Source organism: Allobosea sp. (assembly GCF_030695125.1).
In the GTDB taxonomy this organism is placed as follows: Bacteria; Pseudomonadota; Alphaproteobacteria; order Rhizobiales; family Beijerinckiaceae; genus Allobosea.
The window spans coordinates 1-13,205 of the sequence record NZ_JAUYTP010000087.1 but is presented as its reverse complement, the minus strand read 5'-3'; the positions used below and the strand labels follow the sequence as shown (position 1 = coordinate 13,205).

The window sequence follows — 13,205 nt, the reverse complement described above, 5'->3', positions numbered from 1 at the left end:
GAGTTGGCTGTCTTCAGCGCCGTATCGGCCAGGCCCTTGCGGGCACCGTGGGTCGAGTTGAAGTACTCGAGAACGTCGAGGCCTTCCTTGAAGTTCGAGATGATCGGCGACTCGATGATCTCGCCCGACGGCTTGGCCATCAGGCCGCGCATCGCCGCGAGCTGCTTCATCTGCGCCGGCGAACCACGCGCACCCGAATGGCTCATCATGTAGATCGAGTTGATCGGCAGGTCGCGACCGTTCTTGTCCTTCTTCACGGTCGAGATGCGCAGCATCATCTCCTGCGCGAGCTTGTCGGAGCACTTCGCCCAGGCGTCGACGACCTTGTTGTACTTCTCACCCTGGGTGATCAGGCCGTCCTGGTACTGCTGCTCGTAATCCTTGGCGAGCGCGCGCGTGGTGTCGACGATCTCCCACTTGTTCTCCGGCACGACCATGTCGTCCTTGCCGAAGGAGATGCCGGCCTTGAAGGCGTGGGTGAAGCCCAGCGACATGATCCGGTCGCAGAAGATCACGGATTCCTTCTGACCGCAGCCGCGATAGACGGCGTCGATCATCCCCGAGATCTCCTTCTTCGTCATCAGGCGGTTGCTGACGTCGAAGGTCATGTTCGGGTGCTTGGGCAGCGCGGTCGAGAGGATCACGCGGCCCGGCGTGGTGTCGTAGATCTTGGTGTAGGACTTGCCGTCCTGGTCGATGCCGGTCCAGCGGTATTTGATCTTCGAATGCAGCGTCACGACCTTCTCGTGCAGCGCATATTCGAGCTCGCCGAAATCACCGAAGATCTTGCCCTGGCCCGGCTCGCCGTCCGAGACGATCGAGAGGTAGTACAGGCCCAGCACGATGTCCTGCGACGGCACGATGATCGGCAGGCCGTTCGCCGGGTGCAGGATGTTGTTGGTCGACATCATCAGGACGCGCGCTTCCAGCTGCGCCTCCAGCGACAGCGGGACGTGGACGGCCATCTGGTCGCCGTCGAAGTCGGCGTTGAAGGCGGCGCAGACCAGCGGATGAAGCTGGATCGCCTTGCCTTCGATCAGCGTCGGCTCGAAGGCCTGGATGCCCAGGCGGTGGAGCGTCGGCGCGCGGTTCAGCATCACCGGATGCTCGCGGATGACCTCGTCCAGGATGTCCCAGACCTCGGGCTTCTCCTTCTCGACGAGCTTCTTGGCCTGCTTGACCGTGGTCGAGTAGCCCTTCGCGTCGAGGCGCGCATAGATGAACGGCTTGAACAGCTCGAGCGCCATCTTCTTGGGCAGGCCGCACTGGTGCAGCTTCAGCTCCGGGCCGACGACGATGACCGAGCGGCCGGAATAATCGACGCGCTTGCCGAGCAGGTTCTGGCGGAAGCGGCCCTGCTTGCCCTTCAGCATGTCGGCGAGCGACTTCAGCGGGCGCTTGTTGGCACCCGTGATGACGCGGCCGCGACGGCCGTTGTCGAACAGCGCATCGACCGACTCCTGCAGCATCCGCTTCTCGTTGCGGATGATGATGTCGGGCGCGCGCAGCTCGATCAGTCGCTTCAGGCGGTTGTTGCGGTTGATGACGCGGCGATAGAGGTCGTTCAGGTCCGACGTTGCGAACCGGCCGCCGTCGAGCGGGACGAGCGGGCGAAGATCGGGCGGGATCACCGGGATGATGGTCATGACCATCCATTCCGGCTTGTTGCCCGAGAGCTGGAACGCCTCGATGATCTTGAGGCGCTTCATCAGCTTCTTGGGCTTCAGCTCCGACGTCGTCGTCGCAATCTCATGCTTGAGATCGGCGTTGATCTGGTCGAGGTCGAGCGCGCGCAGCATCTCGCGGATGGCTTCCGCGCCGATCATGGCGGTGAAGGTATCGGCGCCATACTCTTCCTGGCAGCGGACATACTCTTCTTCCGACAGCAGCTGACGGTCCTTGAGCGGGGTCAGGCCCGGCTCGATGACCACATACGACTCGAAATAGAGAATGCGCTCGAGATCCTTGAGCGGCATGTCCATCAAGAGGCCGATGCGCGAGGGCAGCGACTTCAGGAACCAGATGTGGGCGACGGGGGCCGCAAGTTCGATATGGCCCATGCGCTCGCGCCGAACGCGGGCGAGCGTGACTTCGACGCCACACTTCTCGCAGATGACGCCCTTGAACTTCATGCGCTTGTACTTGCCGCACAGGCACTCGTAGTCCTTGATCGGCCCGAAGATGCGGGCGCAGAACAGGCCGTCGCGCTCCGGCTTGAAGGTCCGGTAGTTGATGGTCTCAGGCTTTTTGATCTCGCCATAGGACCAGGACAGGATCTTTTCCGGTGATGCGATCGAGATCTTGATCGCGTCGAATGCCTGCTGCACCGGCTGCTGGCCGAAAAGGTTCATGACCTCTTGCTTCATCGCCCATCTCCTGCCGCCGGCGGGGGTGAAAACCGCCCTGCCCGGCCTGTATCGTCATCGGCCTGCGGCGTGAGTGCCGCAGGCATTGTCTCGTAACCGGCGCGGCCCCGTCAGGGCTTGCGCCGCGCGGCTCACTCGGCCGCTTCGGCCGGGGGCAACTCGCCCGGCTTCACCTTGTTGCTGATCAGCTCGACATTGAGGCCCAGCGACCGCATTTCCTTGACGAGCACGTTGAAGCTCTCGGGGATGCCGGCCTCGAAGTTGTCCTCACCGCGCACGATCGACTCGTAGACCTTGGTGCGGCCGGCGACGTCGTCGGACTTCACGGTCAGCATCTCCTGCAGCGTGTAGGCGGCGCCATAGGCTTCGAGCGCCCAGACCTCCATCTCGCCGAAGCGCTGGCCGCCGAACTGCGCCTTGCCGCCCAGCGGCTGCTGGGTGACGAGCGAGTACGGGCCGATCGAACGCGCATGGATCTTGTCGTCGACCAGATGGTGCAGCTTGAGCATGTAGATGTAGCCCATCGTCACCTTGCGGTCGAAAGGCTCGCCGGTGCGCCCGTCATAGAGCGTCGACTGACCCGACGAGTGTAGACCCGCCTGCTCCAGAAGCCGCTCGATGTCGGCTTCCTTGGCGCCGTTGAACACCGGCGTCGCCATAGGCACGCCGCGGCGCAGGTTCTGGCCCATCTCCACGAGCTCGGCCTCGTCCATCGAGGCGATGATCTCGTTGTCGTCGTAGACGGCATCGAACGAGGCCCGCAGCGCCTTGTAGTCGTTCGACTTCTTGTAGGCGTCGAGCGCCGCGCCGATCTGCTTGCCGAGACCGGCGGCAGCCCAGCCCAGATGGGTCTCCAGGATCTGTCCGACATTCATGCGCGAGGGCACGCCGAGCGGGTTCAGCACGATGTCGGCATGGGTGCCGTCCTCGAGGAACGGCATGTCCTCGGCAGCCACGATGCGCGAAACCACGCCCTTGTTGCCGTGACGGCCGGCCATCTTGTCGCCCGGCTGGATCTTGCGCTTCACCGCGACGAAGACCTTGACCATCTTCATCACGCCCGGAGGCAGCTCGTCGCCGCGCTGCAGCTTCTCGACCTTGTCGAGGAAGCGCTGCTCGAGGCGCTTCTTCGACTCGTCGTACTGCTTCCGCATCGCCTCGATTTCGGTCATCAGGGCGTCGTCGCCGGTGGCGAACAGCCACCACTGCGAACGCGGGAACTCGGACATGCCCTCGCGGGTGATGACCGTGTCCTTCTTGAAGCCCTTGGGACCGGCAAGACCCGTCTTGCCATTCAGGATGTCACCGAGACGCGCGAAGGTGTTGCGGTCCAGGATCGCCTGCTCGTCGTCGCGGTCCTTGGCAAGACGCTCGATTTCCTCGCGCTCGATCGCCTGAGCGCGCTCGTCCTTGTCGACGCCGTGGCGGTTGAACACGCGCACTTCCACGATCGTGCCCTGCACGCCGGGCGGCACCCGCAGCGAGGTGTCACGGACGTCGGAGGCCTTCTCGCCGAAGATGGCGCGCAGCAGCTTCTCTTCCGGCGTCATCGGGCTTTCGCCCTTGGGCGTGATCTTGCCGACGAGGATGTCGCCCGCCGCCACTTCCGCGCCGATATAGACGATGCCGGCTTCGTCGAGATTCTTCAAAGCCTCTTCCGAGACGTTTGGAATGTCGCGCGTGATCTCCTCCGGCCCGAGCTTGGTGTCGCGGGCCATGACCTCGAACTCCTCGATATGGATCGAGGTGAAGATGTCTTCCGAGACGATCTTCTCCGAGAGCAGGATCGAGTCCTCGAAGTTGTAGCCGTTCCACGGCATGAACGCGACGAGCACGTTGCGGCCGAGCGCGAGCTCGCCGAACTCGGTCGACGGGCCGTCGGCGACGATGTCGCCCTTCTTGATCATGTCACCGACGCGCACCAGCGGACGCTGCGTGATGCAGGTCGACTGGTTGGAGCGCTGGAACTTCTGCAGGCGATAGATGTCGACGCCGGGCTTGGTCGGATCCATCTCGTCCGACGCGCGGATGACGATACGCGTCGCATCGACCTGGTCGACGATGCCCGAGCGGCGGGCCGCGATCGCAGCACCCGAGTCACGGGCGACGACGGCTTCCATGCCGGTGCCGACGAAAGGCGCGTCGGCGCGAACCAGCGGCACCGCCTGGCGCTGCATGTTCGAGCCCATCAGCGCGCGGTTGGCGTCGTCGTTCTCAAGGAACGGGATCAGCGCCGCGGCAACCGAAACGAGCTGCTTGGGCGAGACGTCCTGGAAATCGACCTTGTCGACCGGCGTGACGATGACCTCGCCGGCGCGGCGGCAGACGATTAGGTCGTCGGTGAGACGGCCTTCCGTGTCGACGGCGGCGTTGGCCTGGGCGACGTTGTACTTCGCCTCCTCCATCGCCGAGAGATAGATGATCTCGTCGGTCTGCTTGCCCTCGCGGATGCGACGATAGGGGCTCTCGATGAAGCCGTACTTGTTCACCCGCGCGAAGGTGGCGAGCGAGTTGATCAGGCCGATATTCGGGCCTTCCGGCGTCTCGATCGGGCAGATGCGGCCGTAATGCGTCGGGTGCACGTCGCGCACTTCGAAGCCGGCGCGCTCACGGGTCAAACCGCCCGGGCCAAGCGCCGAAAGACGACGCTTATGCGTGACTTCCGAGAGCGGGTTCGTCTGGTCCATGAACTGCGACAGCTGCGACGAGCCGAAGAACTCGCGCACCGCGGCGGCCGCCGGCTTGGCGTTGATCAGGTCCTGCGGCATCACCGTGTCGATGTCGACCGAGGACATGCGCTCCTTGATGGCGCGCTCCATCCGCAGCAGGCCGAGGCGATACTGGTTCTCCATCAGCTCGCCGACCGAACGCACCCGGCGGTTGCCGAGATGGTCGATGTCGTCGATCTCGCCCTTGCCGTCGCGCAGATCGACCAGCGCCTTGACGACCGCGAAGATGTCCTCCTTGCGGAGAATCCGGACGGTGTCCTCGGCGTCGAGGTCGAGACGCATGTTCATCTTGACGCGGCCGACGGCCGAGAGGTCGTAGCGCTCCGAGTCGAAGAACAGCGACTGGAACATGTTCTCCGCCGTCTCGAGCGTCGGCGGCTCGCCGGGACGCATGACGCGGTAGATGTCGAACAGCGCCTCTTCGCGGCGCGAGTTCTTGTCCACGGTCAGCGTGTTGCGGATGTAGGGGCCGACCGTGATGTGGTCGATGTCGAGCACCGTGATCTCGGTGTAGCCCTTGGCGATCAGGTCGACGAGGTTGCCCTTCATCTCGCCGGTCTTGGCCTCGGCGGCCATCGTCAGCTCTTCGCCGGCCTCGGCATGGACTTCGCCCGTCTCGGGGTCGACGATGTCCTCGGCGATGTACTGGCCGACGAGATCCTCGTCGGTCGCGCGCAGGAACTTCAGGCCCTTCTCGGCGAGCTGGCGGGCGGTGCGGGCGACGAGCTTCTTGCCGGCCTCGACCACAACTTCGCCGGTGTCGGCATCGACCAGGTCGACGGTCGCCTTGAAGCCCTTCATGCGTTCCGCGTCATAGGGAACGCGCCAGCCCTTGGCGTCGCGGACATAGGTGATGTGGTTGTAGAAGCGGCTGAGGATCTCCTCGCCGTCCATGCCGAGCGCAAACAGCAGCGACGTGACGGGGATCTTCCGCTTCCGGTCGATGCGCGCGTAGACGATGTCCTTGGCGTCGAATTCGATGTCGAGCCAGGAACCGCGATAGGGGATGATGCGCGCCGCGAAGAGCAGCTTGCCCGAGGAGTGGGTCTTGCCCTTGTCGTGATCGAAGAACACGCCCGGCGAACGGTGCATCTGCGAGACGATGACGCGCTCGGTGCCGTTGACGATGAAGGTGCCGTTGTCGGTCATGAGCGGCATGTCGCCCATGTAGACATCCTGCTCCTTGATGTCCTTGACCGACTTCGCCTGGGTGTCGGGATCGATATCGAACACGATCAGGCGCAGCGTCACCTTGAGGGGCGCCGAGAAGGTCATGCCGCGCTGGCGGCACTCGTCGACATCGTATTTCGGCGGCTCGAAGGTGTACTTGACGAATTCCAGCAGCGAGGCGCCGGAGAAGTCGCCGATCGGGAACACCGAGCGGAACACCGACTGCAGGCCCTCGTCGCCGCGGCCGCCCTTGGGCTCTTCGACCATCAGAAACTGGTCGTAGGATGCCTTCTGAACCTCGATGAGGTTCGGCATCTGCGCCACTTCCTTGAGCTTCCCGAAGAACTTGCGGACGCGCCTGCGGCCCTGGAGCGAATTCACCATGTTGTTCCTCGCAATCTCCGGCGCGTGATCCCGGAACGGTGGAAAACCACCTCCCGGGCAACATCACGCCCCCACCTCTGGTTCAGAGGACGGATTCGGATTTCCGGTCGATCCAGACCAGAAACCATCCGCCTCCAGACGGCTCACCCGGCGGCCTCAGCCGATCCGGATCTCAGGCGGCCAGGCCGCCGGGTGAACCGTTCAGCGCCACGCGGCGCCGACATCGTCTCGATCTCAAGCTCCGCAACGCCAAGCTGCATTCTGGAGTCTTGCAACTTTTCCGCCCATCTGGCGGAAACGACGCAACAGCCCCGGAGGCGGACAACCGCGCTCCGGGACTGTGCTGAGCGGTTAAAGTCGGACCGGCAACATGCCGGCCCAGCTCACTTGAGCTCGACCTTGGCGCCGACGGCCTCGAGCTGCTTCTTGAGCTTCTCGGCCTCGTCCTTGGTCACCGACTCCTTGACAGGCTTCGGAGCGGCTTCAACCAGGTCCTTGGCCTCCTTGAGGCCCAGGCCGGTGATGGCGCGGACTTCCTTGATGACCTCGATCTTCTTGTCGCCGGCGGCGGCAAGAATGACGTTGAACTCGGTCTGCTCTTCGACGGCGGCGGCGGCGGGGCCGGCAGCCGGGCCGGCGACGGCGACGGCGGCAGCGGCGGAAACGCCCCACTTCTCTTCAAGCATCTTGGCGAGGTCGGCGGCCTCGAGGACGGTCAGGGAGGACAGCTCGTCGACGAGCTTGGTCAGATCAGCCATGATAGGCTCCTATATAGGTAAGAGGTTCGAACGATATCAGGGGTAACTGGCCTGGATCAGGCCGCATCCTTGTCGGCATATGCCTGGAACACACGCGCCAGCTTGGCAGCCGGTGCGGTCGAGAGCTGGGCGATCTTCGTTGCCGGGGCCAGCAGGAGGCCGAGCAACTTGGCGCGCAGTTCATCGAGCGAGGGCATCGTGGCCAGAGCCTTGACGCCATCGGGGTTCAGGGCGGTCTTGCCCATCGCGCCGCCGAGGATCACGAGCTTGTCGTTCTCCTTGGCGAAAGCGGTGGCGACCTTCGGCGCCGCGACCGGATCGTTGGAATAAGCGATCAGGGTGGGACCCGTCAGCAGGTTGCTGATGGACGCGACGTCGGTGCCTTCAAGAGCGATCTTGGCCAGCCGGTTCTTTGCGACCTTCACGGTGGCACCATTGGCTTTCATCTCGCGACGAAGCTTCTGGAACTGGGCCACCGTCAAACCCGCATAGTGGGCCACGACAACGACCGAGGTGTTTGCAAACACCTCGTTCAGCGTCGCGACGGCATCTGTCTTTGCCGCTTTATCCACTGGGCTCTCTCCGGTAGGCGGCAGGCCTTTGAAGGGCTCGCCGCCGGTTGCACTGCCGCCCCTTGAGGCCCCGGTTGACACCGGTGCTTCATCGGAGCGACGCTCAGTGCCCTGTCCCCGCTCCGGCTGTCGAAAGCCGTGATCGGGCGAGATGGTTCGAACCGTCTTCGGGATCTTGCGACCCCGCTTGAGCTCTTGCACCGTCTATGCAGGCCTCTTGGCGAAATTATGCCCTCGGGCGAACCCTCGGAGCACCTGCAGTCTCAGACAGGACTGGATGATTCGACCATGCGGATTGCTCCGAACACCCGAAACACCCATCTTTCGGCGGCAAACCGCCGAAAAACGCGAAATTGACCCCTTCGCGACTGGCGCGATGGAGCCCACATCACTTAGGGAAACGTGACGGCGTCATAGCGCCTTCACCCGCCTCTGCCAAGTGACAAGTTGAAACAGACCGCTCTGGAGCGGTCCGAGGCCGAAACGACCGACCGGCCAACCGGGCGTAAGGCCTCGGTCAGCCGGAGCTGACCGAGGCACGGATCATTTCGGATCAGCCGCCGAGGACCGTGTTCGGCTCGATCTTGACGCCCGGACCCATCGTCGAGGAGATCGCGACGCGCTGGATATAGGTGCCCTTAGCGCCGGCGGGCTTGGCCTTGGCGACGGAGTCGGCGAAGGCCTTGATGTTCTCGGCCAGCTTCTCGGCCGTGAACGAGACCTTGCCGACGGCGGCATGCACGATGCCGGCCTTCTCGACGCGGAACTCGACCGAACCGCCCTTGGAGGCCGCAACCGCCGTGGTCAGGTCCATGGTGACGGTGCCGACCTTCGGGTTCGGCATCAGGCCGCGCGGGCCGAGCACCTTACCGAGACGGCCGACCAGCGGCATCATGTCCGGGGTCGCGATGCAGCGATCGAAATCGATCGTGCCCTTCTGGACGATCTCGACGAGATCCTCCGCGCCGACGATGTCGGCGCCGGCCTTCTTGGCCTCTTCGGCCTTGGCGCCGCGCGCGAAGACGGCGACGCGCAGAACGCGGCCCGAGCCGTTGGGCAGGTTGCAGACGCCGCGGACCATCTGGTCGGCGTGGCGCGGATCGACGCCCAGGTTCATCGAGACCTCGACGGTCTCGTCGAACTTGGCGGTCGCCCGCTCCTTCACCAGGCCGACGGCCTCGGTGAGCGGGTAGAGCTTGGTCCGGTCAATGCCTTCACGGCCCTTGACGACGCGCTTTGCGATATGTGCCATTTTCGCCCCCTCAGCCCACGACTTCCAGGCCCATCGACCGGGCGGAGCCCTTGATCATGGACGAGGCGGATTCGACCGAATCGCAGTTGAGATCGGCCATCTTCTTTTCGGCGATCTCGTTGATCTGGGCGATGGTGACCTTGCCGACATTGCCGCCGCGGCCGGGGGTCTTGGAACCCGAGGTCAGGCCGGCGGCCTTCTTCAGCCAGTACGACACCGGCGGCTGCTTCATCTCGAAGGTGAAGGAGCGGTCCTGATACGCGGTGATGATCACCGGGATCGGCATGCCCTTTTCCATCTGCGCGGTCTTCGCATTGAAGGCCTTGCAGAATTCCATGATGTTGAGGCCGCGCTGACCCAGCGCCGGACCAATCGGCGGCGACGGATTGGCCGCGCCCGCCGGAACCTGAAGCTTCACGTAACCCGTGATCTTCTTTGCCATGATGGCTGCTCCTGCCGCCTGCCTCGATGCCTATCGAAACGACGACGTCCCGCCCGCGGGCAGCTTTCGCCCCGGGCCGGGATGGTTGCAGAGCGTGGTGCGGCAAGATGTTCCGGTTGGCGACCGGCCTGCCTCCCACGCAAGTGAGGCGCGGGCTATGGCATATCGGCGCCGGCAGGGGAAGCCCTTTTCGGCAAGCTCAGGCCCTGGCCCTGCGGCTGCGCGAGATGAAATCGTCGACGAGGTTGCGCAGGCCGGCCGCTTGGCTGTCGAGGTCCGCCGAGGCCAGCGTCGCCGCATCAGCCGTGATGCGCCACTGTTCCACCATGCCGGCGACCTGCTCCACCTGCTCGGCGACGAGCCGGACGTCGTCGGCCGTCTTGCGGGTGCTGTCGGCGATGAAGGACGAGTTCCCCTCCTGACGGCGCGTGATCTCGGCGATCGAGTCCGCCGCCACCTCGACATCGTCGACCGAGCTGACCAGCGCGCCGACGCGCGTGGTGATGCGCTCGGCCGCCACCCTGATCAGATCGAGGCCGCCCTGCACCTGCGACGTCGCCTGGGCGGTCCGGTGCGCCAGCTGCTTCACCTCGGAGGCGACGACGGCGAAGCCACGACCGCTCTCGCCGGCTCTCGCCGCCTCGATCGTCGCGTTCAAGGCCAGCAGGTTCGTCTGGCTCGCAACGGTGGAGATGATGTCGATGATGCCGGAGATCGTCGCCACCGCGTCGCGCAGCACCTCCGTATCGACCCTCGCCTCCCCGACCAGCGCCTTTGCGCCGACACTGACCTGCGCGCTGCGCTGCGCGTCGCGCGCCGCCGTCGCCAGAAGCACGGTGACGTCGCCGATCGTCGCGGCGACGTCGTCGACATGGGTCGCCACGCGCTGCGTCGATTGCGACGCCGCGCTGGCGCGCCGGTCGACCTCGCCCGCCATCTCGCCGAGTTGCTTGGCCGCCTCCGACATCCGGCACGCATGCGTTTCGAGCGCGGAAGCGATATCGGCGATTTGGTCCTGGAAGGCGAGGCTTTGCACCCGCGCGAGTTCCTGCCGCCCGAGCTCTTCCGACAGTGCCGCCATGCGCGACACGGACGCGGCCTCCCCGGCCTTTTGCTCACGCATCTGCGCCAGCAATGCGCCGCCGAGTGCCCCGATCTCGTCGCGCCGCATCGCGATCTCCGCCAGCCAGGGGGTTTCGCCGACGCCACGGCGCAGCGCGCGCGCCATCTCGATGATCGGCCGCACCAGCCAGCGATATTCGAGCAGCACGATCAGCAGCAGCAGAAACAGGCAGATTCCGCCGAGCAGGCTCTCGAAATGGTCGGAGCCGATCATCTGCTGCTTCAGCCGACTGCTGACATCAATCAGCGCCTGGTTGAGCGCCAGATGCATGTCTTCATGGATCGCCGGCCACTGCCGCAGCAAGAGCAGCGCGCCCTCGCCGCCCGACGCCGCCAACTGGCGGGCCTCGGTCAGCAGCGTCTGCGACTGCCTGGCGCGCTCGCGAACCTGGCCTTCCGTGCGGCTCGCGATCTCGGCGATGGCGCGCGCCATGTCTTCGACGCGGGCCCAGTCGAGCTCTACGGCGGCTGGTTTCTCGAAGGCATCGTGCATCTTCTCGAAGATGGCCGCCGCCTGCTCCATCCGCACGAGCGCTTCACCGCTCGCCGACAGCTCCGCGGCGATGCGCTCCATCCGGGCCGATGCCGCGATCTCGTTTGCGACATAGATGCAGATCACGGCACCCAGGACAGCGCCCCAGAGCGCCATGCGCTGCCCAACGGTTGCGTTGAAGTGCCTGAGGACCATGTCGACCGCGCCATTGCTCTGACCGACGACGCTGCCGCATGCGCCTTAAAAGCGACTTAACGTAGCGTCACCACCTCGGCGCGAACCCCGGCTCTGCTCTCTTCAGAGCTTTTCGACCTGGCCATACTCCAGCTCGACAGGCGTGGCGCGGCCGAAGATCGAGACGGCGACCTTGAGGCGGGCGCGGCCGTGATCGACATCCTCGACGACGCCGTTGAACGAAGCGAAGGGACCATCGGCGACCTTCACCTGCTCGCCGATCTCGAACACGATCGTCGGCTTGGGGCGCTCGACGCCTTCGGCGACCTGTCCCTTGATCCGCATCGCCTCACCCTCGGGGATCGGCATCGGCTTGGCCTTGTCGGCGCCGAGAAAGCCCGTGACCTTCGGCGTGTTCTTGATCAGGTGATAGACCTCGTCGGTCATCTCGCATTTGACCAGCACATAGCCGGGGAAGAACTTGCGCTCGGCCTCGACCTTGCGGCCGCGGCGGACTTCGATGACCTTCTCGGTCGGGACCAGAACCTCATCGAACTTGTCGGCGAGATTGCGCTGCGCCGCCTGGTCGCGGATCGACTGCGCGACCTTGTTCTCGAAGTTCGAATAAGCGTGGACGATGTACCAGCGGGTGCTCACGTGTCTGATTCCGTTCAACGGGCGCCGAGGATGAGGCCGAGCGACCAGCGGATGATGGTGTCGGTAAAGAAAAAGAACAGGCTCGAGACGACGACCATCAGCAGCACGAGGCCGGTCGTGATCAGCGTCTCGCGCCGCGACGGCCAGGTCACCTTGGACGCTTCGTTGCGCACGTCCTGCAGGAAGCTGAAGGGGCTGCTCTTGGCCATGGATCACCTCGGGTTCCGGTCCGGATTCCGGCTCTCGCCAGCCCCGATTCGGTCGTCCTGAAACATTCGCGGCGCGGGGCTCAGGGAGCCGCGCGCCGTCGTAGGAAGCCTCTTACAACGCGCGGGCGCGTTCGCCAAGAGGTTTTGCCGGCTGCGCCGAAGCGACATCAGCCCATGTCTATTCCGAGGTGTGAGACGCCACCGGACTATGCCCGGCGGTACCCCGGCACTAGCCGAAGCGCCGTCGCCGATGTCGTCGGAGGCGAGTTCCAACAATGCTGATATGCGGCGCCACCCGGCGCGAATCAGTCCCCGTCCGGGCAGATCGGAGGGAACTGGCAGGGGCGGTAGGGCTCGAACCTACGACAACCGGTTTTGGAGACCGGTACTCTACCAACTGAGCTACACCCCTGTAGTCGGCGGAGGTTTGCCTCAAGCGCGCGGGCTTTTCAAGTCGAAAATCGCACCCGGTCTCTCGTAGGATGTAAAAAAGGGCGGCGTTTCCGCCGCCCCTTCAAAGCTTTGCAGTGATCGCTTGAATCAAGCGATGATCGAAGCGACGACGCCGGCGCCGACGGTGCGGCCGCCTTCGCGGATGGCGAAGCGCAGCTTCTCTTCCATCGCGATCGGCACGATCAGGTGAACTTCCATGGCGATGTTGTCGCCCGGCATCACCATCTCCGTGCCCTCGGGCAGGTGCACCACGCCGGTCACGTCCGTCGTGCGGAAGTAGAATTGCGGGCGGTAGTTCGTGAAGAACGGGGTGTGGCGACCGCCCTCCTCCTTGGTCAGGATGTAGGCCTCGGCCTTGAACTTGGTGTGCGGCTTGACCGAGCCCGGCTTGCACAGGATCTGCCCGCGCTCGACGTCCTCGCGC

Annotated in this window: 10 protein-coding genes and 1 tRNA gene; all 11 read right to left on the bottom strand. The window is 64.7% G+C overall.

Features of this window, described 5'->3' with window-relative positions; genetic code table 11:
• Nucleotides 1-2,366: DNA-directed RNA polymerase subunit beta' (gene rpoC / locus Q8S38_RS24965; protein WP_305683017.1), on the bottom strand; the 2,366-nt coding region annotated here is incomplete at its 3' end.
• Nucleotides 2,367-2,497: 131 nt separating this feature from the next.
• Entirely contained in the window at nucleotides 2,498-6,649 is a 4,152-nt protein-coding gene (gene rpoB / locus Q8S38_RS24960) for a DNA-directed RNA polymerase subunit beta (RefSeq protein ID WP_305683016.1), read from the bottom strand.
• A 383-nt stretch (nucleotides 6,650-7,032) separates the two neighbouring features.
• The gene (rplL, locus tag Q8S38_RS24955) at nucleotides 7,033-7,407 is read right to left on the bottom strand and encodes a 50S ribosomal protein L7/L12 (protein ID WP_305683015.1); all 375 of its coding nucleotides are present in this window, start codon (nucleotides 7,405-7,407) and stop codon (nucleotides 7,033-7,035) included.
• Between the two features lie 56 nt (nucleotides 7,408-7,463).
• Nucleotides 7,464-7,979 (bottom strand): 50S ribosomal protein L10, encoded by a 516-nt coding sequence (gene rplJ / locus Q8S38_RS24950; protein WP_305683018.1) that lies wholly within the window; start codon nucleotides 7,977-7,979, stop codon nucleotides 7,464-7,466.
• A 553-nt stretch (nucleotides 7,980-8,532) separates the two neighbouring features.
• On the bottom strand, nucleotides 8,533-9,231 hold the full coding sequence (gene rplA / locus Q8S38_RS24945) for a 50S ribosomal protein L1 (protein WP_305683014.1): 699 nt from the start codon (nucleotides 9,229-9,231) through the stop codon (nucleotides 8,533-8,535).
• Between the two features lie 10 nt (nucleotides 9,232-9,241).
• Nucleotides 9,242-9,673 carry a 50S ribosomal protein L11 gene (gene rplK, locus Q8S38_RS24940; RefSeq protein ID WP_192641083.1) on the bottom strand — a complete coding sequence of 144 codons (432 nt, stop codon included), beginning with the start codon at nucleotides 9,671-9,673 and terminating at the stop codon, nucleotides 9,242-9,244.
• Between the two features lie 199 nt (nucleotides 9,674-9,872).
• Nucleotides 9,873-11,483, bottom strand: coding sequence for a methyl-accepting chemotaxis protein (locus Q8S38_RS24935; RefSeq protein ID WP_305683013.1), 1,611 nt, complete (start codon nucleotides 11,481-11,483; stop codon nucleotides 9,873-9,875).
• A gap of 102 nt (nucleotides 11,484-11,585) precedes the next feature.
• Complete coding sequence (gene nusG, locus Q8S38_RS24930) at nucleotides 11,586-12,119, bottom strand: transcription termination/antitermination protein NusG (RefSeq protein ID WP_305683012.1); 534 nt, start codon at nucleotides 12,117-12,119, stop codon at nucleotides 11,586-11,588.
• 14 nt (nucleotides 12,120-12,133) lie between these two features.
• Entirely contained in the window at nucleotides 12,134-12,328 is a 195-nt protein-coding gene (secE, locus tag Q8S38_RS24925) for a preprotein translocase subunit SecE (protein ID WP_069055547.1), read from the bottom strand.
• A gap of 336 nt (nucleotides 12,329-12,664) precedes the next feature.
• Nucleotides 12,665-12,740: transfer RNA gene (locus tag Q8S38_RS24920), tRNA-Trp, on the bottom strand.
• A gap of 128 nt (nucleotides 12,741-12,868) precedes the next feature.
• The coding region (locus Q8S38_RS24915) for an EF-Tu C-terminal domain-related protein (RefSeq protein ID WP_465247594.1) at nucleotides 12,869-13,205 on the bottom strand (337 nt) is incomplete at its 5' end.